This is a genomic window from Streptomyces scopuliridis (assembly GCF_042790125.1).
Taxonomy (GTDB): Bacteria; Actinomycetota; Actinomycetes; order Streptomycetales; family Streptomycetaceae; genus Streptomyces; species Streptomyces scopuliridis_A.
Genome location: NZ_JBHTZS010000003.1, coordinates 63,807 through 85,887, shown reverse-complemented (window position 1 = coordinate 85,887; position 22,081 = coordinate 63,807). Strand labels below are relative to the sequence as shown.

Genomic DNA, 22,081 nt, shown 5'->3' with positions numbered 1-22,081 from the left:
CGTGGCCCCATGAGTGCACTCGCGCTGTCCGTGCTGTTGTCCCTGGTCTCGGCGGTGGTCTACGCCGCCGGAGCGATCCTCCAGGAACGCGTCGCGACGGACACCCCCGACCGGCCGTACGCACCCCTGCACCACGGGGTGTGGTGGGCCGCGGTGGCCCTGAACGGCCTGGGCGCGGTGCTGCATGTGGTCGCGCTGGCGTACGGACCGCTCAGCCTGGTCCAGCCGCTCGGTGCGCTCACGATCGTCTTCGCGCTGCCCATGGCGGCGCTCTTCGTCGGCCGCGGGGCCGGGCACACCGCCTGGCGTGGCGCGATCATGGCGTCCGTGGGGCTGGCCGGACTGCTGGCGCTCACCGACGGCGCCGACTCCCGGTCGCCGGCCGGCGGGGAGCGGCTGGTGCTGGCCGCCGCCACCTTCGGCGCCGTGGGGCTGCTCTTCCTGGTCGCGCAGGTGGTGGGGCGCCCGGTCGTACGGAGCATGCTGCTGGCGGGCGCGGCCGGTGCCGCGTTCGGGATCGCCTCGGTCTTCACCAAGACCGTCGCCGTGGACTGGACCTCGGAGGCGCCGACCGCGCAGGCGCCGGACCTGGCGGTGATCGCGGTCCTCGCGGCCTGCGGGCTGCTGCTCTCGCAGGCCGCCTACCGGGGCGCGGGGCTGACCGCGCCACTGGCCACGGTGACCGTCGTCAATCCGGTGGTGGCCGCGGCCGTGGGACTCACGCTCTTCGACGAGCGGTTCCGGTACGACGTGCTCGGTACGGTCCTGGCGCTGGGCTCGGGTGTGGTCGCGGCGGGCGGGCTGATCCTGCTCACCACCGAGCGTCTGACCGCACAGACAGTACGGACACCCGAGGCACGGCAGCACACGGCAGGGTCACCGGCGGCGCGGCCCTCGTCATGGGACCGCCCGCCGGACGACGCCGAGGCCCCGTCAGATCCTGACGCCGCGCTCCCGCAGGTAGGCGAGGGGGTCGATGTCGGATCCGTACCCCGGCCCCGTACGCATCTCGAAGTGGAGATGCGGTCCGGTGCTGTTGCCGGTGGATCCTGACCGGGCGATGCGCTGGCCGCTGCCGACCTGCTGGCCCTCGCGCACATTGAGCGCCGAGAGATGCGCGTACTGGCTGTACTTGCCGTCGCCGTGCCGGATGACGACCTGATAGCCGTACGACCCCTCCCAGCCGGCCGAGACCACATGACCGGCGGCGACGGCCTTCACCGACGTGCCGGTGGGGACCGGGAAGTCCACGCCCGTGTGATAGCCGCTGGCCCAGGAGCCGGACTGGCGGTACTGCGTGCCGGTGGAGGCGGAGACCGGGGCGGTGGCCCCGCTCGTCTTCTGCTTCTCGGCGCGGACGGGCGTCTTGGTCTGCTCGTGCTTCTCCGTCTGCTGGGGCTTCTCGGTCTCCTTGGCCTTCTCCGCCTGCTGGGGCTTCTCGGCTTCCTTGGGCTTCTCCGCCTGCTTCGCCGGGGCGGCGGGCTCGGGCCGGGCGACGGGCTTCGTCGTCTGCTTCGGCTTCTCGGCCGGGGCGGGCTTCGCCTGGGGCCGAGCGGGGGCACTGCCCTTCGGCGGCGCCTGGACGTGCAGGACGAGCTTCTGGCCGGGGAAGATCAGGTCGGGGTCGCTGCCGATGAGCCGGCGGTTCTCCTCGTACAGCCGCTGCCAGCCGCCCTTGACCGACTCGTCGACGGCGATCTGGGAGAGCGAGTCGCCACGGGCGACGGTGTAGCCCTCGCGCTGGGTCGGCACGGAGGTGGGCGACGCCTTCTCACGCGCGACCGGTGCGGTCTTCGTCCGGATCGGGCCGCTGGTCTTCTGGGTCGCCGTGCGGGGCGCGTTCGCGGCGTCACGGGCCTGGTCCGGCGTGATGTCCGGCGCGTCGCCGCCCCGGGCCAGTCCGGCGCGGGCCGAGCAGGCGGGCCAGGCTCCGGGGCCCTGCCCCTTGAGCACCTTCTCCGCGACGGCGATCTGCTGGTCCTTGGTCGCGAGGTCGGCGCGCGGGGCATAACTCCCGCCGCCGTACGCCTCCCAGGTGGACTGGGTGAACTGGAGCCCGCCGAAGTGGCCGTTACCGTTGTTGATCTGCCAGTTGTTGGTCGACTCGCAGGCCGCGACCTTCTCCCAGACGTCGACCGAGGCCGCGTGCGCCGTACCCGCGGCGATGAACGGCAGCGCCATCCCCGCGCCGCCGGCTGTCACAGTCAGGGACGCGCGGTTGATACGGCTCGGCTGGTATCGGCGGTGCCGACCGGTTGCGGCCATGGCTGGGCTCCCCCACTGGCTGTAGGACATGTCACAGGCGGCCAACTTAGAGGCTTGTCACAGACCATGACAAGACCTCAGCTACTCCCCGGCCGCCCCTGAGCACTCAGCGTGCCATCCCGGACCCGGCCGCGTCTCAAGGAGCCGCATATTGGGGGCCGTTGACATGGCCGGCCGGGTCCGGGGAATCTGTGCGAAGGAAGCGGGAGAGCGCTCTCCCATCGCGCGAAGGGGGCAGGCATGGGCGGGGCGGGTACGGACGGGGCGAGCACGGACGGGGCGGGTATGACCGACGAGGAGATCGGTCATCTGCTGGAGAAGCTGGATCTCGGACAGAAGGTGCGGTTGCTGACGGGCGCGAGCAGCTGGCGCACACACGCCGAACCGGCCATCGCACTGCGGGCGCTCACCTTCTCCGACGGGCCGGCGGGGGTACGCGGCGAGGCCTGGGACGAACGGGACACCTCGCTCGTCCTGCCCTCCCCCACCGCGCTCGCCGCCGCCTGGGACGACGAGCTGGTCGGCGAACTGGGCGGGCTGCTCGCCGCGGAGGCCCGGCGCAAGGGCGTCGACGTCCTGCTCGCGCCCACCCTCAATCTGCACCGGTCACCGCTCGGCGGGCGGCACTTCGAGTGCTTCTCCGAGGACCCGCTGCTCACGGGCCGCACCGGCGCCGCGTTCATCGGCGGCGTCCAGTCCGGCGGCGTCGCGGCCACCGCCAAGCACTTCGTCGCCAACGACGCGGAGACCGACCGGCTCACCGTGGACGTGCGGGTGGACGAACAGACACTGCGCGAGGTCTATCTCGCCCCCTTCGAGGCCGCCGTGGAAGCCGGTGTCCGGGCGGTGATGTCCGCGTACAACCGGGTCAACGGCGTCACGATGACAGCGGCGCCGCTGCTGGAACGGCCGCTCAAGAGCGAGTGGGGCTTCGACGGGCCGGTCGTCTCCGACTGGGGCGCGGTGCGCTCCCCGCTCGACACGGCCCGCGCCGCGCAGGACCTGGCCATGCCGGGCCCCGACGGTCCATGGGCCGAGGGGCTGCGTAACGCCGTGGAGCAGGGGCTCGTCCCCGGGGAACGGATCGACGACAAGGTACGGCGGCTGCTGCGGCTGGCCGACCGGGTGGGCGCCCTGGGCGATCCGCCCCGGGTCCGGCGGCCGGCCGCCACATCCGGGGCACGGCCCCGCGCGCTGCTGCGCCGGGCGGTGGCCGCCGGCACCGTCCTGCTGCGCAATGACGGGGAGTTGCTGCCCCTCGACCCCGCGCGGCTGCGCTCCGTCGCGGTCGTCGGGACGCATGCCGCGGCGGTACGGATCCAGGGCGGCGGCAGCGCGGAGGTGTTCCCCGCCTCACTGGTCTCGCCGCTGGACGGCATCCGGGCGGCCCTGGCCGGGACCGCGGAGGTGACGTACTCCCCCGGCCTGCCTCCGGGCGCGCTGCCCCGGCCGCTGGACCCGGTACGCACCGACGGGCCGTCCACCCGTGATCCGGTCAGTGGTGAACCGGGCGTGCGGGTGAGGCTGTTGGACGCGGACGGCGGCGAACTCCACGCGGAGCACCGGCTGTCCGGCCGGATCGTGGAACCGGCCAGGGTGGCGGGCGCGGAGACCGTGGAGATCCGGGCCCTGATCCGGCCCCGCGAGGGCGGCGAGTGGACGCTCGCGGTCGGCGGCTGGGGGGCGCTCTCCCTCACTGTCTCGGGCCGGGTCCTGCTGTCCGGCACGTTCCCGCTGGACTCCGACGATCCGGCCCGGGTCCATGTCGCCCCGCCGTACCGGTCCGTACGTACCGCACTGGCCGCCGGAGAGGAGGTGGAGGTGGTCGCCCGACGCGGACTCGCCCCCGGCACCGGTGTGGCGACGGTCCTGGCCGCGGCCCCGCCCCCGGGCGACGCCGCGACGGCGCTCGCCTCGGCCGTCGCCGCTGCCCGGGACGCGGACGCCGCCGTGGTCGTCGTGGGCACCACCGAGGAGAGCGAGTCGGAGGGCCGCGACCGCGACACGCTCCGACTGCCCGATGGTCAGGACGCGTTGGTACGGTCTGTCGTCCGCGCCAATCCCCGTACGGTCGTGATCCTCAATACGGGCGGCCCCGTCACCGTCCCCTGGCGCGCCGAGGTGCCCGCGCTGCTGCTCGCGTGGTTCCCGGGGCAGGAGGCCGGGGACGGGCTGGCCGACGTCCTGTTCGGCCGCGCCGAGCCGGGCGGCCGGCTGCCCACCACCTGGGCGGCGGCCGAGGAGGATGTGCCCGTACTGCGCACCCGTCCGGACGAGCGGGGTCAACTCCGCTACGTCGAAGGCCCGTTCATCGGCTATCGCGCGTGGCTGCGCTCGGGCGCCTCTCCCGCCTACTGGTTCGGCCACGGTCTGGGCTACACCGGCTGGTCGTACGGGGCGATGGAAGCGCCGTCCGAGGTGATCGCGGGTCAGCCCTTCGACGTACGGATACGGCTGCGCAACACAGGCCGCAGACGGGGCCGCGAGGTGGTCCAGCTCTATCTCGCCGGGCCCTCGGCCACGGGTGAACCACCGGTGCGACGGCTCGTCGGATACGCGGCGGTCGTCGCGGATCCGGGCGAGGAGGTCGTCGCGGTGGTACGGGTGGGCGGCCGGGCGACGGAGCGCTGGTCGGCGGAGCGCCACCGCCGCGAGTCCGCGCCGGGCGAACTGCTGCTGCGCGGCGGCCGGTCGGCCGGAGATCTGCCGCTCAGCGCGGTGATCACGGCGTGCGCGCCTCCCGGACGGTGACCGGGGCGACCACGGAGAGCGCTCTCCGCTGATGCTATAAATGGGGGCATGACGGAAGACCCGAGACCGGCCGGTTCACCCACGCTGGAGGATGTGGCGCGAGCCGCCGGTGTCTCCCGCGCCACGGTCTCACGGGTCGTCAACGGGGTCCGCAATGTCGATCCGGTGATACAGGAGTCCGTACGGAAGGCGGTGGCCGCGACCGGCTACACCCCGAACCGCGCGGCCCGCTCCCTGGTGACCCGTCGTACGGACGCGATCGCCCTGGTGGTCTCGGGCGCCGGGGCCGATCCGACCGCGGAGGGCGAGACCGGCGGCGGGCACCGGGCCGGATCGGCCGGCGCCGCGCACGAGCCCGAAGAGCCCGACGGCGGGGCCGGATCCTCCTTCACCGCCCAGGTCTTCGCCGACCCGTTCTTCGGCCGGGTGGTGACGGGGGTCGTCAACTACCTCCGGCCGCGCGGGATGTACCCGGTGCTGATGTTCGCCGAGACCTCGCGCGCCCGCGACGAGGTCGTCGCGTATCTCCGTCAGGGCAGCGCCGATGGCGCCCTGGTCGTGTCGACCCATGCCGACGATCCGCTGCCCGCCCTGATCACGGACGCCGGGCTGCCCGCCGTTCTGTACGCGCGCCCCTCCCGGCCCACCCGGATCAGCTATGTCGATCTCGCGCACCAGGACGGCGCGCGGCTGGCCGCCGAACATCTGCTGGCGCGCGGCTGCCGCCGGATCGCCACGATCACCGGCCCACTGGACGTACCCGCGGGGCAGGACAGGCTGGCGGGTTTCCGCGACACGATGGCGCGCGCCGGACAGCCGTACCTCCCGCTGGCCGAGGGCCGGTTCACCCAGGAGAGCGGGGAGACGGCCATGGCCCGGCTGCTGGCCGAACACCCGGATCTGGACGGGGTGTTCGCGGCGAACGACCTGATGGCGGTGGGTGCCTGCCATGTACTGCGGGAGCACGGCAGGAGGGTGCCCGAGGATGTGGCGGTGGTCGGGTTCGACGACAGCAGCGCCGCCGTCGCGTGCCGGCCGCCGCTGACCACCGTCCGGCAGCCGGTGGAGGAGATGGCGGCGGAGATGGCCCGGCTGCTGCTCGACCGGCTCGCCGGGTCGGACCGCGCGGTGACGTCGGTGATCTTCGAACCGTCGCTGGTGGTACGGGGATCGGCCTGACGCTCCGCGTACGTACCCGGGCATCCCGCTCGGCCCGGATACCGGTCGGCCCGGGGCCGGTTGAGCCCGGGGCCGGTTCAAGCCCCAGGCCGGATTCAAGCCCGGGGCCGCTTCAACCCAAGGGCCGGTTCAGCCCAGGAGCGCGTCCGTCATGAGGGCTCCCCCGACGTGGCGGAAGCCGCGGAGGAGGCGGAGGCACGCCGCCAGCGCCGCGGCGCCGCCGCCCCGCCCGGCTCCGCCGACCCCGCCTGACCGGGGACGCTCCGGTGGCTCCCGCCCCGGGCGAGGAACGCGGCGAGCGGCAGCGTGGCCGCGCCGACCGTGACCGCGTCCGGGCCCAGTTCGCCCAGTTCGATCGTGGTACGCGCCGCCGCGTGGCCCAGCGCGTACTGCTCCGCGTGGCGCCTGATCGCGGGCAGCAGACGCGGGCCGATGAGCAGCCCGGCCCAGCCGCCGAGCAGGATGCGCTCGGGCAGGAACAGATTGATCAGATCGCCGACGGCCGCGCCCAGGCATTCGGCGGTGTCGTCCAGGAGCGAGACGGCCAGCGGGTCGGGCGGGGGACCTCCGGGTCCGGGGAAGGCCGCGACCAGCAGGGCGGCGATCGCGGTCTCGTCGTCCGCGTCCTCGGGGAGCGAGCCGCCCGCCTCGGACCAGCGTTCGCGCAGCGCCTCCGCTCCGGCGTACGCCTCCAGACAGCCGATGGAGCCGCAGCGGCAGCGACGGCCGCGCATCCGCACGGTGGTGTGGCCCCATTCGAGGGCACTGCCCCGGCCGCTCTCCTCGATCAGGGCGCCGCCATGGATGACGCTCGCGCCGATACCGGAGCCGATGAGCGCGATGACGGCGGTGCCCGCGCCCCGGCCGCCGCCGAACCACATCTCGGCCTGGCCGAGGGTCTTGGCGCCGTTGTCGATGAACAGCGGTACGTCGGAGGGGACTTCGAGGACGGCACGGAGCAGCTTCTCGAAGGGCACCGCGTGCCAGCCGATGGTGGGGCCGTGGACCGTGGCTCCGGCCGGGCCGCCGCGTTCGATGATGCCGGGGACTCCGATGCCGATGCCGAGGAGCCGCTCCGGGTCGGCCCCGGCGTCGCGCAGCACATCGGAGACGCCGATACGGACGTGGTTCACGATGCGTTCGACGTCGTAGCCGTGCCGGGCGGGGCCCAGCAGCCGTTCGGTGCGGGCCAGTTCGGTGAGCGACAGGTCGAACAGCTCGACCCGGACGCGGGTCTCGCCGATGTCGATGCCGATGAGCAGGCCGCCGCCGGGGGCGACCCGGAGCAGGGTACGGGGACGGCCGCCGTCGGAATCGACCACGCCGGCTTCTTCCAGCAGGCCCTCGGCGGCCAGTTCCGCGACGACGTTGCTGATGGATCCTGAACTCAGACCGGTGGCGGGTCCGAGCTCCTGGCGGCTCAGCGGACCGTCGAAATACAACCGTTGCACAACCCGGGCACGGTTCCCCCTGCGCAGGTCACGCACCGTCCGTCTGCTGCGTTCTGCCATGTCGCTCCTTCCCTGGACGCAACATACCCCGGTCACAGACCTTGACGCGACCTTCGCTCACCTCTTAAATCACGTCCTAAATTAAGTCATGGAGGCCGTTCGACTCTCGAACGCAGCCATCCCCGGAAAGGGGCCACCTCACATGCGCACAGTCAGAGCCGCAGCAGCCCTCGCCCTCGCCGGTGCACTCACCGCCGTCGCCGGATGCGGCGGAGGCTCCTCGTCCGGCGGCGGTGGCAGCAACGAGTCACCGAAGACCCTCACCTACTGGGCGTCCAACCAGGGGCCGAGCATCGAGGCGGACAAGAAGATACTGACCCCCGAACTGAAGAAGTTCGAGCAGGAAACCGGCATCAAGGTCAAGCTGGAGGTCGTTCCCTGGGCCGATCTGCTCAACCGGATCCTCGCCGCCACCACCTCGGGACAGGGCCCCGACGTGCTGAACATCGGCAACACCTGGTCGGCCTCGCTCCAGGCCACCGGCGCGCTGCTGCCGTGGGACGAGAAGAACTTCGACGCGATCGGCGGCCGGGACCGGTTCGTCGACTCGGCGGTCGCCTCGGCCGGCGCGGAGGGTCAGGACCCCTCCGCCGTGCCGCTGTACTCGCTGGCGTACGCGCTCTATTACAACAAGAAGATGTTCGCCGACGCCGGGATCTCACAGCCGCCGGCCACCTGGGACCAGCTGATCGCCGACGGCAAGAAGATCTCCAAGGACGGCAAGTGGGCGCTCGGCGCGGAGGGCGCCAACCTCTCGAACAACATCCACCAGGTCTTCGCCCTCGGTAAGCAGCACGGCGCGGACTTCTTCGACACGGCGGGCAAGCCGACCTTCACCTCCGACGGCGCCGTCGCCGCCGTGAAGCAGTACGTCGATTTCATGGCGAAGGACAAGATCATCGCTCCGGGCAACGCGGAGTACGCCCAGAACCAGTCCCTCCAGGACTTCGCCAAGGGCAGGACGGCCATGGTCCTGTGGCAGGCCGCGGCCTCGACCTTCGCCTCCCAGGGCATGAAGCCCGAGGACTGGGGCGTGGCGCCCGTACCGGTCCCGTCCGGCACCCCCGGCACCGGCCAGAACGTCAACTCCATGGTCGCCGGCATCAATATCGCGGTGTTCAACAACACCAAGAACATCGACGGCGCGAAGAAGTTCGTGAAGTTCATGACGAGCGACGCCGAGCAGAAGCTGCTGAACAAGACGTACGGCTCCGTGCCGCCCGTCAAGGCCGCGCAGGACGACCCGGCGTTCTCCGCCTCGGACGTGAAGGTGCTCCGCGACACGCTGGCCACCAGCGCCGCGCCGCTCCCCCAGGTCGCGAACGAGTCACAGTTCGAGACGACCGTCGGCACGGCCGTCAAGGGGTTGTTCGCCGACGCCGCGGCGGGCAAGCCGGTGACCACCGAATCCGTCAAGGCGGCCCTCACCAAGGCCCAGCAGCAGATGACGCAGTGAGGCCCTCCCCATGACCGCCACCGTGACACCCAGCAGTGGGCACAGGGCGGGCGATACGGAGAGGACGGACAGCGGGGGTGCGCGCGGACGACGTCTGCCGCGCATCCCCGAGCGGATCCGTCAGGGCGGTCTGCCCTACCTCCTGCTGCTGCCCGCCGTCGTGCTCGAACTGCTCATCCACCTCATCCCGATGGTGATCGGGATCTGGGTGAGCTTCCGGCAGCTCACCCAGTTCTTCATCCGGAACTGGGGCAACTCCCCCTTCGCCGGCTTCGACAACTACCGGATCGCCATCTACTTCGACGCCCCGATCGGCCAGGCACTGCTCCAGTCGTTCCTGGTGACCTGTGCCTTCACCGTGCTCTCCGTCGGGCTGTCCTGGCTGTTCGGGGTGACGGCGGCGATCATGCTCCAGGAGAACTTCCGCGGCCGGAGCGTTCTGCGGACGGTCTTCCTCATCCCGTACGCCCTGCCCGTGTACGCGGCGGTGATCACCTGGGCGTTCATGTTCCAGCACGACAACGGCCTCATCAATCACGTGCTGCACGACCAGCTCGGCCTCACCGGCACACCGTCGTTCTGGCTGATCGGCAACAACAGCTTCATCGCGCTGGTCGTCGTCTCGCTCTGGAAGTCCTGGCCCTTCGCGTTCCTGATGCTGATGGCGGCGCTCCAGAACATCCCGCGTGATCTCTACGAGGCCGCCTCCATCGACGGAGCGGGCATCTGGCAGCAGATCCGCGGCATCACACTGCCGTCGCTGCGCCCGGTCAACCAGGTGCTGGTGCTCGTGCTGTTCCTGTGGACGTTCAACGACTTCAACACGCCGTATGTGCTGTTCGGCAAGTCGGCGCCGGAAGCGGCGGACCTGATCTCGATCCATATCTACCAGTCGTCGTTCGTCACCTGGAACTTCGGCTCGGGATCCGCGATGTCCGTTCTGCTGCTGCTCTTCCTGCTGCTGGTCACGGCGGTCTATCTGTTCCTCACCTCCCGGGGAAGGAAGGGCTCGGATGTCTAGGCTCAGGTCTCCCATCGCGCCGCCGCGGTCGTTCATCTGGACGCGCCGCGTCGTACTGACGGCGCTGGCGGCCTTCGCGCTGCTGCCCGTCTATGTGATGGTCAGCAGCTCGCTCAAGCCGCTCCAGGACGTCTCGGGGACGTTCCAGTGGTTCCCGACGAATCTGACGATCCGCCCGTACTTCGACATCTGGACGACCGTCCCGCTCGCCAAGTACTTCGTGAACTCGCTGATCGTGGCGGGTTCGGCGACCGTGCTGTCCGTGGTGATCGCGGTGTTCGCCGCGTACGCGGTGAGCCGCTACCGCTTCCGCGGCAAGCGCGTCTTCACCGTAGCGGTGCTCTCCACCCAGATGTTCCCCGGCATCCTCTTCCTGCTCCCGCTGTTCCTGATCTTCGTGAACATCGGGAACAGCACGGGCGTCGAGCTGTACGGCTCGCGCGGCGGTCTGATCCTCACCTATCTGACGTTCTCGCTGCCGTTCTCCATCTGGATGCTGATCGGATACTTCGACTCCATCCCGCGAGAGCTCGACGAGGCGGCCATGGTGGACGGCTGCGGACCCATCCGCGCCCTGTTCCGTGTGGTGGTGCCCGCCGCGGTCCCCGGGATCGTCGCCGTCGCCGTCTACGCGTTCATGACCGCGTGGGGCGAAGTCCTCTTCGCCTCCGTCATGACCAACGACACCACCAGGACCCTCGCCGTCGGTCTCCAGGGCTACGCCACCCAGAACGACGTCTACTGGAACCAGATCATGGCCGCTTCGCTGGTCGTCAGCGTGCCGGTGGTCGTCGGATTCCTCCTTCTCCAGCGCTACCTCGTCGCCGGCCTGACCGCGGGCGCCGTGAAGTGACCCCTCCAGAAAGGCAGTCCGTGAACGACCTCAACGCCCTTCCCCACGACTTCACCTGGGGCGTCGCCACCGCCGCGTACCAGATCGAGGGAGCCGTGGCCGAGGACGGCCGTGCCCCCTCGATCTGGGACACGTTCTCGCACACCCCCGGCACGATCGACAACAACGACAACGGTGATGTGGCCTGTGACCACTACCACCGTGTGCCCGAGGACATCGGGCTGATGAAGCGGCTCGGTGTGGACGCGTACCGCTTCTCGCTCGCCTGGCCGCGTGTCGTCCCCGGCGGCGACGGGCCGGTGAACCGGGCCGGCCTGGACTTCTACGACCGGCTGGTGGACGGCCTGCTGGACGCGGGCATCACACCGTTCGCCACGCTCTACCACTGGGACCTGCCGCAGGCGCTCCAGGACCGGGGCGGCTGGCCGGTTCGGGACACCGCCGAGCACTTCGCGCGGTACGCGTCGGTCGTCGCCGAGCGTCTGGGCGACCGGGTGAAGGACTGGGCGACCCTCAACGAGCCGCTGTGCTCGTCATGGATCGGCCATCTCGAAGGCACGATGGCGCCGGGGATCACCGATCTCACGGCGGCCGTGCACACCTCGTTCCATCTCCATCTCGGACACGGTCTGGCGGTACAGGCGCTCCGCGCGGCCTCCTCGGACGCCCGGGTCGGCATCGTCAACAACCTCAGCCCGATCGAGCCGGCGAGCGACAGCGAGGCCGACCGCGCGGCGGCGGTACGGGCCGACGGCCACACCAACCGCTGGTGGCTCGACCCGATCCACGGCCGTGGCTATCCGCGGGACATGCTCGATCTGTACGGCGTGGAGCTGCCCGCGCGGCCGGGCGATCTGGAGACCATCGCGGCGCCGCTGGACTGGCTGGGGCTGAACTACTACTTCCGCCAGATCGTGCGGGACGACCCCACCGGGGCGGCCCCGTTCGCCCGGCAGGTCGACGTACCGGACGCGCGCCACACCCATATGGGCTGGGAGGTGCACGCCGAGGGCCTGGAGCGGCTGCTGCTGCGGCTCACCGAGGAGTACGGCGCGCGGCGCGTCTATGTCACCGAGAACGGCGCGGCCTTCCCCGACACCGTCGCCCCGGACGGCACGGTCGACGACCCCGAGCGGGCCAGGTATCTGGACGAGCATCTGGCGGCCTGTGCGCGGGCGGTGGCGAAGGGCGCGCCGCTCGCCGGGTACTTCGCCTGGTCGCTGATGGACAACTTCGAGTGGGCGTACGGCTACGACAAGCGGTTCGGTCTGGTCCATGTGGACTACGCGACGCAGCGGCGCACCATCAAGGGCAGCGGCCACCACTACGCGGACATCATCCGCGCGGCGAACGCCCGGGGACGCAGGGCCGCTTGACGCGCGATGACACGTGCCGGAGCCGCCGCCCCTGACCGACGGGGCGGCGGCTCCGGCCGTCACGGACGTACCCGTCAGCCGCGACCGTCGTCGGGCAGCGAGGGTTCCGTACCGGTCTGGGCGACCACCGAGGCCGCCACCCGGGAGGCCAGGACGAGCATCTCCTCCAGCCGGTCGCGCGACAGCCCGGCGACCCCGCCCTCGCGGTGCGCGCCGTTGGCGCTCAGCCAGGTGAGGACGCCGGCCATGAACGCGTCGCCCGCGCCGATGGTGTTGACCACCTCGACGGGCACCGCGGGTACGGAGACCGGTTCCGCGGAGCCCGCGTAGGCCGTGCTGCCCTTGGCGCCGCGGGTGAGGATCACGAGCCGGCCCTCCGCCGCCAGCCGCCGGCAGGTCCCGTCGGGATCGGTGTCCGGCCACAGACGCGCCAGATCCTCGTCGCTCGCCTTGACGACCTGCGCCAGTTCGCACAGCTCACGCAGCCGGCGGGCGCTCGGCTCCGGGTCGATGGTCCGGTCCTCGCGCACATTGGGGTCGACCACCAGCAGCGAGCGTTCGGCGCCCGCGCGGGCGGTGGCCGCGACCGCCCCGGCCGCCGGTTCGACGACCGCGGCGACCCCGCCCACGTACACCGCGGCGAACCGGTCCACCACCGCCGAGTGGTCCGGCAGCCGGAAGGTCGCGGTGTCCTGGAGATGGAAGTGGTAGCTCGTGCCGTCCGGGCCCGGGTCGGCGACCGCGAGCGTCGTGGGCAGCTCCGAGCGCGCGCACAGGCCCAGTTCCGTACCGGCCGAGACCAGCCGCTGTTCGATCATGCGGGCGAAGCCGTCGCCGCCGAGCGCGCCGGCGAACCAGCTGGGCGTGGCGAGCCGGGCCAGCCCCGCGGCGACATTGGCGGGCGCGCCGCCGGGCTGGGCCCGGTACAGCTCCGGCTCGTCCGGCACCGGTACGAGGTCGATCAGCGCCTCGCCCATCACCAGGACGGCGCCGGAGCGGACCTCGGGACCCTCACTCACGGCTGGACCACGATCTTGCGTCCCTGGCCCGCCTTGAACCGCTCGATGGCCTGCGGGTACTGCTCCAGCGGCAGCCGGTCGCTGATGAACACGGCGGGGTCGAGAACGCCGGTGGCGAAGAGCGCGGCGGCCCGCTCGTAGCTGTGCAGCACCGCCATGGAGCCGGTGATCGTGATCTCCTGGTTGTAGATGCGGTACGGCTCGATGACCGCGGTCGTCGCGTAGTCGGCGACGCCGAACTGGAGGAACGTACCGCCCTTGGCCACCCGGCCGAGGCCGTCCTGGATGGCGCCCGCGTTGCCGGTGGCGTCGATCACGACATCCCAGCCGCCGGGCCGGTCGAACTCGTCCGCCGTCGCGCCGGAGCGCGAGCAGCCGAGCTTGGTGGCGGTCGCGAGCCGCTCCGGGTTGATGTCCAGGACATCGACGCCGGCGGCGCCGGTGCGCTTGGCCAGCTCCAGCATCATCAGGCCCATGGTGCCGGAACCGTAGATCAGCACATCCGCGCCGAGGGTGGAGCGGAGTACGTCGTAACCGCGGACCGCGCAGGACAGCGGCTCGATCAGCGCCGCGTCCTTCACATCGATGTGGTCGGGCAGCTTGACGCAGTTGGCGACCGGCGCGACGGCGAACTCGGCCGCGCCACCGGGCTTGCTGACGCCGATCGCGTTCCACCGGTCGCAGAGATTGCCCCGGCCGGAGCGGCAGTACCGGCATTCGTTGCAGTACAGGGACGGGTCGACAGCGACCTTGTCGCCCACGGACAGTTCGGTGACCTCGGAGCCGATCTCCACGATCTCCCCGGCGAACTCATGACCGGGCACGATGGGCAGGGTGGGCGCGAACTCGCCCTGGAGAATATGCAGATCGGTACCGCAGATCCCGCACGCGGCGACGGCGACAACCACATCCCGGGGGCCGGGGGTGGGGTCGGGAACCGTCGTGACGGAGACCTTGCCGACGGCTTCGACGATCGCTGCCCTCATTACTTAACAGCTCCAAGAGAAAGGCCCTGGACCAACTTGTCCTGGGCGGCGAAACCTGCGGCGAGCACCGGCAGGGACACAACGACGGACGCGGCGCACAGCTGGGCGAGGAAGAGCCCCTGGCTGGTCACGAAGCCCGTCAGGAACACGGGTGCGGTCTGAGCCGTCACACCGGTGAGCACCCTGGCGAAGAGCAGCTCGTTCCAGCTGAAGATGAAGCAGATCAGCGAGGTGGCCGCGATACCCGGCGCGGCCACCGGCGCCACCACCCGCATCAGCACCGTGGGCAGCCGGGCGCCGTCCACCTGCGCGGCCTCGATGATGGAGACCGGCACGTCCGCGAGGAAGGACTGCATCATCCATACCGCGATCGGCAGGTTCATTGAGGTATAGAGGATGACGAGCAGCCAGATGTTGTCCAGCATGCCGACGTTCTTGGCGAAGAGATACACCGGCAGCAGTCCGGCGACGACGGGCAGCATCTTCGTGGAGAGGAAGAAGAACATGACGTCCGTCCACTTCTCCACCCGCTTGATGGAGAGCGCGTACGCCGCCGGGAGCGCCAGCACCAGCACGAACAGCGTGGAGAACAGCGACGCCGTCAGGGAGTTGATCAGCGGCGGCCAGGGGCTGGCGCCGCCTCCCTCGCCGAAGAACACCCGGTAGCTGTCGAGGGTGAGGGGCGCGGCGAAGGACGGCGGGTTGGTCGCCGCGTCCGTCTCCGAGTGGAAGGAGGTCAGCAGCATCCACAGTGCCGGCAGGCAGAAGACGATGCCGACGATCCAGGCCAGCAGCCCGAGCCCGGCGGAGCGCCGCCTGGCCCGCCGGGCGGCGGGGGCGTACTTGTCGATGCGGGGGCGTGACGACGCGGCGGTGTTCGGTACGGAGAGTGTGCTCATGCCCGGTTCGCCTCCTCACTGAAGAGGGACGAGACGACGCGCAGGGCGAAGGTCGCGATCACGATGGTGCCGATCACGACGACGACTCCGGCGGCCGAGGCCAGTCCGTACTCGTGAGCCTGGTAGAAGGTCTGGTAGATGGTGTACGGGAGGTTCGCGGTGCCGAGCCCGCCCGAGGTGAGTGTGAACACCGCGTCGAAGTTCTGCACGATGTAGATCGATCCGAGCAGGACGCCCAGCTCCAGATAGCGGCGCAGATGCGGCACGGTCAGGAAGCGGAACATCTGCCAGCCGGTCGCGCCGTCCAGCTTCGCGGCCTCCATGATCTCGGCGGGCCTGCTCTGGAGTCCGGCGAGCAGGATGAGCATCATGAACGGCGTCCACTGCCAGATCAGGGATGCCTCGACCGCCAGCAGCGGCATGTCGGAGATCCAGTCGGGCTGGGCGGGGTCGGTGACCCCGAAGAGCCCGGTGAACCACGCCCAACCGCCGTTGAGCAGGCCGTACTCGGGGTTGTAGAGGACGTGCTTCCACAGCAGCGCGGCCGAGACGGGCACCAGCAGGAACGGTGTGATCAGCAGCGTACGGACGAAGCCGCGGCCGATGAACTTACGGTCGAGCAGCAGGGCCAGCAGCAGTCCGAGGACGACGCTGACGATCACCACGGTCGCGGTGAGCAGCACGGTGGTGAAGACCGAGTCGCGCAGACTCGCGTCGGTGAAGACGGAACCGTAGTTGGAGAGCCCCGCGAAGCTGCGGTCGTCGGGGGCGAGCGAGTTCCAGTCGAAGAGTGAGATCACCAGCGTCGCGACGAACGGCAGCTGGGTGACCGCGATCAGGAAGATCAGGGCGGGCAGCAGCGGGGCGCGGGTGGCCCAGGCGCGGGCCCGGCCCGGGGCCCCCCGGCCGGCGCGCCGGGGCGCCGAGGGGCGCTTGGCGCCGGCCGGGGAGAGTGGGGGGGTGCTGACGGAGCTACTCACTTCTGGTCCTTGCCTACCTTCTCGGCGAGCGCCTGCGAGACCTTGAGCGCCTCGGCGACCGACTTCTTGCCGGCGATGGCCGCGCTGATCTCCTGCGAGACCTTGGTGCCGAGGTCGGTGAACTCGGGGATGTCGACGAACTGGATGCCGACGGTGGGACGCGGCTGGGTGCCCGGGTCACGCGGGTTGGCGTTGGCGATGGCCTCCTTGGTGACCTCGGCGAAGGCCGCCGCGTCCTTCAGATAGGCCGGGTTGGCGTATGTGGAGGCGCGCTTGCCGGCGGGCACGTTGGACCAGCCGATCGTCTCGCCGACCAGGTTCTCGTACTCCTTGCTGGACGCCCAGGAGATGAACTTCCACGCGTTCTCCGTCTTGGTGGACGCCTTCTGCATGCCCCAGGCCCAGGTGTACAGCCAGCCGGAGCTCTCCGTCTTGTCCACCGGCGCGGGTACGTAGCCGATCTTGCCCTTGACCGGGGACCCCTTGGCCTCCAGCGAGCCGGCGCCGGCGGTGGCGTCGTACCACATGGCCGACTTGCCCTGTGTCATGTTGTTCAGGCACTCGGCGTAGCCGGCCTGGGGCGCGCCCGCCTCGCCGTGCTCGCGTACCAGGTCGACATAGAACTGGGTGGCCTTGGTGAACTCCGGGGAGGTGAGCTGCGCCTCCCAGTCCTTGGTGAACCAGGTGCCGCCCATGGTGTTGACGACGGTGGTGAGCGGGGCGATGACCTCGCCCCAGCCGGGCAGCCCGCGCAGACAGATGCCCTTCATGCCGGCCTCCGCGCCGTCCGCCTTGGCGGCGAGGTCGGCGACCTGCTGCCAGGTGGGCTTCGCGGGCATCGTCAGGTTCTTCGCCTCGAAGACGTCCTTGCGGTACATCAGGAAGGACGACTCGCCGTAGAAGGGCTGGCCGTAGAGCTTGCCGTCCTCCGCGGTGAGGGAATCCTGGAGGGGCTTGAGGATGTCCCCCTGGTCGAAGGCCTTGTCCTTGGCGGTGTACTCGTCGAGCGCGTGCAGCCAGCCGTTCTTCGCGAAGAAGGGCACCTCGAAGTTGCTGATGGTGGCGACGTCGTACTGGCCGGCCTGGTTGGAGAAGTCCTGGGTGATCTTGTCGCGGACGTCGTTCTCCGGGAGCACCGTGAAGTTGACCTTGATCCCGGTGTCCTTGGTGAAGTTGTCCGCGGTCAGCTTCTGCAACTCGACCATCTGCGGGTTGTTCACCATGAGCACATTGAGGGTGTCACCCCCTCCGGACGAGGAGGCGCCGCCCGCGCCGCTGCACCCCGCGAGAAGGGCCACCAGGGCCGCGCTCGCACCCACACGCACGCGGAGGGCGCGTCGTCGTTGCTGGAGGGGCATGAGATTTCTCCTGATCATCGTTACGAGAGGGGTTCGGGGACGGCTCTGCCCCGCCTCCGGACCGGGGAACGGACCGAGGGAGGAGAGAGGGCGATAGGGGGGTGGTGCCCGCTGATTCAGACGCGGATGACCTGCGGGCCCAGCAGTGAGTACCGCTGTGCCTCGGCCGACGGCAGGCCCGCGTCCGTCACGATCGATTCGAAATCGCCGACCTCCGCGAAGCGGCAGAAGCTGACGGCGCCGAACTTGGTGTGGATCCCGGCGAAGACCCGGCGGCGGGCGCTGCGCATGGCCTGGGCCTTCACCTCGCTGACGGCCGGATCGGGGGTGGTGAGGCCGTACTCGCGGGAGATGCCGTTCGCTCCGACGTACGCCAGGTCGATGACGAAGTCGGAGAGCATTCTGGTGGTCCAGTGATCGACCGTGGCCATGGTGGAGCCGCGTACCCGTCCGCCGAGCAGCAGTACGGCGATCTTCTCGGCCTCGGCGAGTGCGGTCGCCACCGCGAGGGAGGCGGTGACCACGGTCAGCTGGCGGTCGCGCGGCAGCGCCTCGGCGACGAGCTGGGGAGTGAAACCCTCGTCGACGAAGACCGTTTCCGCGTCCCCCAGGAGATCGGCGGCGGCTGCCGCGATCCGTGATTTCTGGGGTACGAGCCGGGTCGTCCGTACCGCGAGAGTCGTCTCGAACCCGGCGCTCTCGACCGGGTAGGCACCGCCGTGGGTACGCCGTACCAGTCCATGACCCTCCAGGGCGTGCAGATCACGCCGGACGGTCTCCTTCGCGACCCGGAGTTTCGTGGCCAGTGCGCTGACTTCCACTGACCCGTCACGCCGGGCGATCTCAAGAATTTCTCGTCGTCGTTCGTCGGTGTCCACGGTGACACACTTCCCTGCTTTGCTGCGGCTCAGCACCCGTTCGGGCTCATGGGTCGTTTGTACAAGCAAGGGACCCGCTGCGACCAGCTTCTTCGCAGCATCGACTGTGTCCGTTCATGCCCGTTTCGTCAAGAACGTTTGCGCTGGTCATCACGGATCACGGGGTCGGTGTTGCGCGGATCACTGCCCGAATACCGCTTCACACGTGCCCGATCGACGCCCGATGCGGTCGATGCTTTACGTGCGGACGGCGCCCGTATACGCAAAATCGCCGGCTAAACATTCCGCGGCGGGCCAACGGAGATCCGTGGCCCGCCGCGGGGTTCCGTGCTACCGGTGAGGTCAGCCGTACACCCCGAACTCATAGAGCGAGTAGCCCCAAGCGGTGCCCCGCATCGTCGAGTTGACCCGCACATAGCGGGCGTCCCCGGCGACGTCGTGGTCATCGATCCCGCCGTCGCCGTCGGTCACGGTCCTCAGCGTCGACCAGTCCTGGCCGTTGTCGGAGGTCTGGAGGGTGTACCCCTTGGCGTACGCGGTTTCCCAGGCCAGCTGGACATGCCGGAACGCTGTTTTGCGGCCCAGGTCGACCTGGATCCACTGCGGATCGCTCCAGTCACTGGCCCAGCGGGTGTCGAACGAGCCGTCGACGGCGTTGCCCGCGGGGCAGGGACAGCCGGTGCCGCTGGGCTGGTACGAGGAGGCCGTGGCCGGCCTGCCCTGGGCGAGATTGGTCCCGCCGACCGGGGGCGGCACCACCTTGAAGGACTTCGTCTCGATACCGACATTGCCCTTGCCGTCGGACGCCTTGACATAGACCTTCCACACCCCGAGCCGGCCGGGCGCGGTGACCTTGAAGGTGCCGTTGCCCGCGTCGGTGAACGGGACATCCGTCAACTGCCCGGAATTGTCCAGGTACTTGCTGCCCAGCAGCAGCTGGTACGTGAGCGGGTCGCCGTCCGGGTCCGAGACCGACGTCCGTACGGTGAATTCCCGGCCGGCCGGGACCGACGCGGCGCCGTCGACCGCCATCGAGGAGATCACCGGCGGGGTGTTGTCGGCGGAGGTGCTGCCGCCGTAGGCCCGCTTCACCGCGTAGTACGAGAGCCGCTTCTGGCCCGCGGGAAGCAGATTGAACCAGACGCCGCCGAAGTCGTACTCGGTGCCGTAGTGGAAGAGTGTCGCGCCGAGCGCCACGCCCGGGTGGCCGGTGATACAGCCCCACGCCCTGGTGTAGCCGCTCGCCTTGGCCGTGTCGGCGGGCTCGTCGGGCACGCCGTTGGCGTCGTCCGGCACCTCCCACTCACCGGCGGGACCGCCCTCGGTGACGATATAGGGCTTGGTGTAGCCGCCGTCCTCCCAGGTCTTGCGGATGTTGCAGACATCGCCGTAGGAGTTCACCGCGTACAGATCGAGGTCGGGCGCGTTGCGCCGGTAGTACGGCCAGGCACCGGTCCAGGCGTCCGTGGAGGTCACCGGGTGGTTGGGATCGACCGCGTGGATCTTCTTCGCGATCTCGTTGACGAAGGTGGTGTACGCGTCGCGCTGCTGCTCCAGCGCGGTGCCGCTGTAGCAGTTCTGGAGTCCGAGGACGGACTCGTTGCCGACATTCCACATCAGGACGCCGGGGTGGTCCTTGTAGGTGTCCACCCATCTGGGGAACTCCGCGAGCATGTTGTTCTTGTAGGTGGTGTCCGTCAGATAGTCGACACAGCCACCGCTGCCGGGACCGCCGCCCGGCTGGAGCCAGAAGCCGGCGATGACCTTGACCCCATGGGCCGCCGCCGCGTCGAACAGCGGTTTGCTGGTGGCGTCGGTGCCCCAGGTGCGTACGGTGTTGGCGCCCGTCGACTTCACGTCGGGCATGTACCGCGCGGCGTCCGCCACCGCGGGACCCCAGGTCAGGCCCTTGATCTGGTAGGGCGCTCCGTCGACGGTCAGCTGCCAGGAGCCCTGTGATCCGGTGACCCTGACGACGCTGCCGGCGGCGTGCGCGGCGGGAGCCGGGAGGGTCACGGCGCCGGCGGCGAGAAGCGCGGCGACGGTGAGCGGGGCCAGACGGCGGGCTCGGCCGGCCGGCCGGTGTTCGGGGAGTACGGCGGGTGGGTGCATGGAGGGTCTGTCTCCTCGGGATGTGGGGGGGGCACGGGTGCGGGTGCGCGCTGGGGCCCTGGCTCGGACTCGGGCCCCGCATACGGGAGAGCGCTCTTCCCGTTGGGCGTGCGGCACCCACCGGGGAGAGCGCACCGGTCAGGGCAGTTCGTAGTCCGCGTTGAGCGCGGCGCCCGCCTCGGGGTGGGTCTGGTCGTAGCCGCGGGCGTCACACTGGAGTCCGCCCACGACACAGTGCTGGACCAGCGCGTTCAGCGTCGCGTCGTCCCACGCGTTGAAGAAGTCGTAGTGGAACGAGTGCCCCGTCCCACTGGCCAGCCTGACCTGCGACATGTCGCCGTTGACGGGCCAGGCCATCTTGAACTCGATCATCGGCAGAGCCACCGGATGCGAGGTGGGGCAGACGTCCTGGTTGGCGCCCTGCGCGACCGGATAGGCCATATGGCTCTGGTGGTTCGGGGTGTCCAGATACTTTCCGTCCCAGCAACTCGGCGCCTGGAAGCGGAGGTTGAGCTGAACATCCTGGGCGGTCGGGCAGGACGCCGGGATCTCGGTGTTGTTGTACTGGTTCCCGCACTCCCAGCCCTCCACCCAGCCCGGGTGGTTGCGGAACTCGTCGGCCGACTGCGTCGGGCTGCCGACGACGAAGCGCAGCCCCTTGGGGAACGGCCGCACCGTACGGTAGTCGGTGACGCCCGACTTGTAGTAGATGGTCTGCGGACCGACCGGCAGGACCGCCGTGTTCCCCTTGAACAGGGTCGGCATCCAGTACGCGGACTTGTCGCCCGGCGCCTTGCACGCCGTGCCGCCGCCGCTCAGCGAGGCCGTGGTGCTGTGGGCGTCGGTCGTGGTGTTGCCCATGAACGTGTGGTCGTGCGACTTGCCGGGCTGACCCGGGTACACGATCGGGTCGTCCGGCCTGGTGTGCGTGGGCGAGCAGTTCGCCTGGAACTCGTGGAAGTAGCGGTGCGGGGGGATTTCGGTCGACGGCTCCACCCCGGTCACGGGCGGGTCGGCCGGTATGTATCCGTCCCCGTCGGGGTCGTCCCCGGACGGTACGGGGGCGGCGGGCGCCATCTTGTGCCCGGCGTGGGCGGACGACAGCACCGCCTGTCGCGCCGTGGCCTGCCGGTCGGCCGCGGGCGCGGTGGTGGCGGTGGCGGTGGCGGTGTCCGGAATCGCGGATAACCCGAAGGCCACCAGAGCCAGTGCGGTGGCGACGAGTAACGCGGACATCAGGGCGGTGGTGCGGAGTCTCTCGGCCATGCGGACCTCCATGCCGCTTGAAATCACTGCGGGAGAGCGCTCTCCAAGGCCGTGTCAGTGTTACGCCGCCGCTGAGAGGGTGTCAATACTCCGCGAACGATCCCGGGCGCGGCCCTTGTTGCCGCTCACGCGCCGGACACGGCACGATGCGACGAGGGCCCGGAATGCGGA

General features: G+C 70.3%; 17 protein-coding genes. 7 read left to right on the top strand and 10 right to left on the bottom strand.

Features of this window, described 5'->3' with window-relative positions; all coding sequences use genetic code 11:
* Window positions 1–9 precede the first annotated feature (9 nt).
* A complete protein-coding gene (locus tag ACFRKB_RS04995; RefSeq protein WP_383103379.1) occupies window positions 10–1,053 on the top strand; it encodes a DMT family transporter in 1,044 nt (347 codons plus the stop codon).
* Here ACFRKB_RS04995 and ACFRKB_RS04990 read toward each other — a convergent pair.
* Window positions 934–2,265, bottom strand: coding sequence for a peptidoglycan DD-metalloendopeptidase family protein (locus ACFRKB_RS04990; RefSeq protein WP_383103378.1), 1,332 nt, complete (start codon window positions 2,263–2,265; stop codon window positions 934–936). The genes ACFRKB_RS04995 and ACFRKB_RS04990 overlap by 120 nt on opposite strands.
* Before the next feature lie 240 nt (window positions 2,266–2,505).
* Between ACFRKB_RS04990 and ACFRKB_RS04985 the strand changes: the two genes are divergently transcribed.
* Window positions 2,506–5,016, top strand: coding sequence for a glycoside hydrolase family 3 C-terminal domain-containing protein (locus tag ACFRKB_RS04985; RefSeq protein WP_383103377.1), 2,511 nt, complete (start codon window positions 2,506–2,508; stop codon window positions 5,014–5,016).
* Between the two features lie 48 nt (window positions 5,017–5,064).
* Window positions 5,065–6,195, top strand: coding sequence for a LacI family DNA-binding transcriptional regulator (locus ACFRKB_RS04980; protein ID WP_383103375.1), 1,131 nt, complete (start codon window positions 5,065–5,067; stop codon window positions 6,193–6,195).
* A 149-nt stretch (window positions 6,196–6,344) separates the two neighbouring features.
* On the opposite strand, the gene ACFRKB_RS04975 is transcribed toward ACFRKB_RS04980, so the two are convergent.
* A complete protein-coding gene (locus ACFRKB_RS04975) occupies window positions 6,345–7,706 on the bottom strand; it encodes an ROK family transcriptional regulator (RefSeq protein ID WP_383103374.1) in 1,362 nt (453 codons plus the stop codon).
* 142 nt (window positions 7,707–7,848) lie between these two features.
* On the opposite strand from ACFRKB_RS04975, the gene ACFRKB_RS04970 reads away from it, so the two are divergent.
* Genes ACFRKB_RS04970 through ACFRKB_RS04955 form a run of 4 tightly spaced genes read left to right on the top strand, consistent with a single transcriptional unit; the run spans window position 7,849 to window position 12,412 of the window.
* Window positions 7,849–9,162, top strand: coding sequence for an ABC transporter substrate-binding protein (locus ACFRKB_RS04970; RefSeq protein WP_383103373.1), 1,314 nt, complete (start codon window positions 7,849–7,851; stop codon window positions 9,160–9,162).
* 10 nt (window positions 9,163–9,172) lie between these two features.
* Window positions 9,173–10,183 (top strand): carbohydrate ABC transporter permease, encoded by a 1,011-nt coding sequence (locus ACFRKB_RS04965; RefSeq protein ID WP_383103371.1) that lies wholly within the window; start codon window positions 9,173–9,175, stop codon window positions 10,181–10,183.
* Window positions 10,176–11,036 (top strand): carbohydrate ABC transporter permease, encoded by an 861-nt coding sequence (locus ACFRKB_RS04960; protein ID WP_383103370.1) that lies wholly within the window; start codon window positions 10,176–10,178, stop codon window positions 11,034–11,036. Before ACFRKB_RS04965 ends, ACFRKB_RS04960 begins: the two co-directional genes overlap by 8 nt.
* Before the next feature lie 20 nt (window positions 11,037–11,056).
* Window positions 11,057–12,412: a GH1 family beta-glucosidase gene (locus ACFRKB_RS04955; protein ID WP_383103368.1), complete on the top strand. Its 1,356-nt coding sequence runs from the start codon at window positions 11,057–11,059 to the stop codon at window positions 12,410–12,412.
* A 74-nt stretch (window positions 12,413–12,486) separates the two neighbouring features.
* Here the strand turns inward: ACFRKB_RS04955 and ACFRKB_RS04950 are convergent, their stop codons facing one another.
* From ACFRKB_RS04950 to ACFRKB_RS04915, 8 genes are all read right to left on the bottom strand, one after another.
* Complete coding sequence (locus tag ACFRKB_RS04950; protein WP_383103367.1) at window positions 12,487–13,431, bottom strand: PfkB family carbohydrate kinase; 945 nt, start codon at window positions 13,429–13,431, stop codon at window positions 12,487–12,489.
* Window positions 13,428–14,417 (bottom strand): zinc-dependent alcohol dehydrogenase family protein, encoded by a 990-nt coding sequence (locus ACFRKB_RS04945; RefSeq protein ID WP_383103365.1) that lies wholly within the window; start codon window positions 14,415–14,417, stop codon window positions 13,428–13,430. The genes ACFRKB_RS04950 and ACFRKB_RS04945 overlap by 4 nt, the downstream gene beginning before the upstream one ends.
* Window positions 14,417–15,316 carry a carbohydrate ABC transporter permease gene (locus tag ACFRKB_RS04940; protein WP_383103363.1) on the bottom strand — a complete coding sequence of 300 codons (900 nt, stop codon included), beginning with the start codon at window positions 15,314–15,316 and terminating at the stop codon, window positions 14,417–14,419. The genes ACFRKB_RS04945 and ACFRKB_RS04940 overlap by 1 nt, the downstream gene beginning before the upstream one ends.
* Window positions 15,313–16,296, bottom strand: coding sequence for a carbohydrate ABC transporter permease (locus ACFRKB_RS04935; protein WP_383103361.1), 984 nt, complete (start codon window positions 16,294–16,296; stop codon window positions 15,313–15,315). The genes ACFRKB_RS04940 and ACFRKB_RS04935 overlap by 4 nt, the downstream gene beginning before the upstream one ends.
* Complete coding sequence (locus ACFRKB_RS04930) at window positions 16,293–17,654, bottom strand: ABC transporter substrate-binding protein (protein ID WP_383103359.1); 1,362 nt, start codon at window positions 17,652–17,654, stop codon at window positions 16,293–16,295. The genes ACFRKB_RS04935 and ACFRKB_RS04930 overlap by 4 nt, the downstream gene beginning before the upstream one ends.
* A 116-nt stretch (window positions 17,655–17,770) precedes the next feature.
* Complete coding sequence (locus ACFRKB_RS04925) at window positions 17,771–18,532, bottom strand: DeoR/GlpR family DNA-binding transcription regulator (protein WP_030349305.1); 762 nt, start codon at window positions 18,530–18,532, stop codon at window positions 17,771–17,773.
* 342 nt (window positions 18,533–18,874) lie between these two features.
* Window positions 18,875–20,644: a discoidin domain-containing protein gene (locus ACFRKB_RS04920; RefSeq protein WP_383103357.1), complete on the bottom strand. Its 1,770-nt coding sequence runs from the start codon at window positions 20,642–20,644 to the stop codon at window positions 18,875–18,877.
* 138 nt (window positions 20,645–20,782) lie between these two features.
* Complete coding sequence (locus ACFRKB_RS04915; protein WP_383103882.1) at window positions 20,783–21,880, bottom strand: DUF1996 domain-containing protein; 1,098 nt, start codon at window positions 21,878–21,880, stop codon at window positions 20,783–20,785.
* Between the last annotated feature and the right edge of the window lie 201 nt (window positions 21,881–22,081).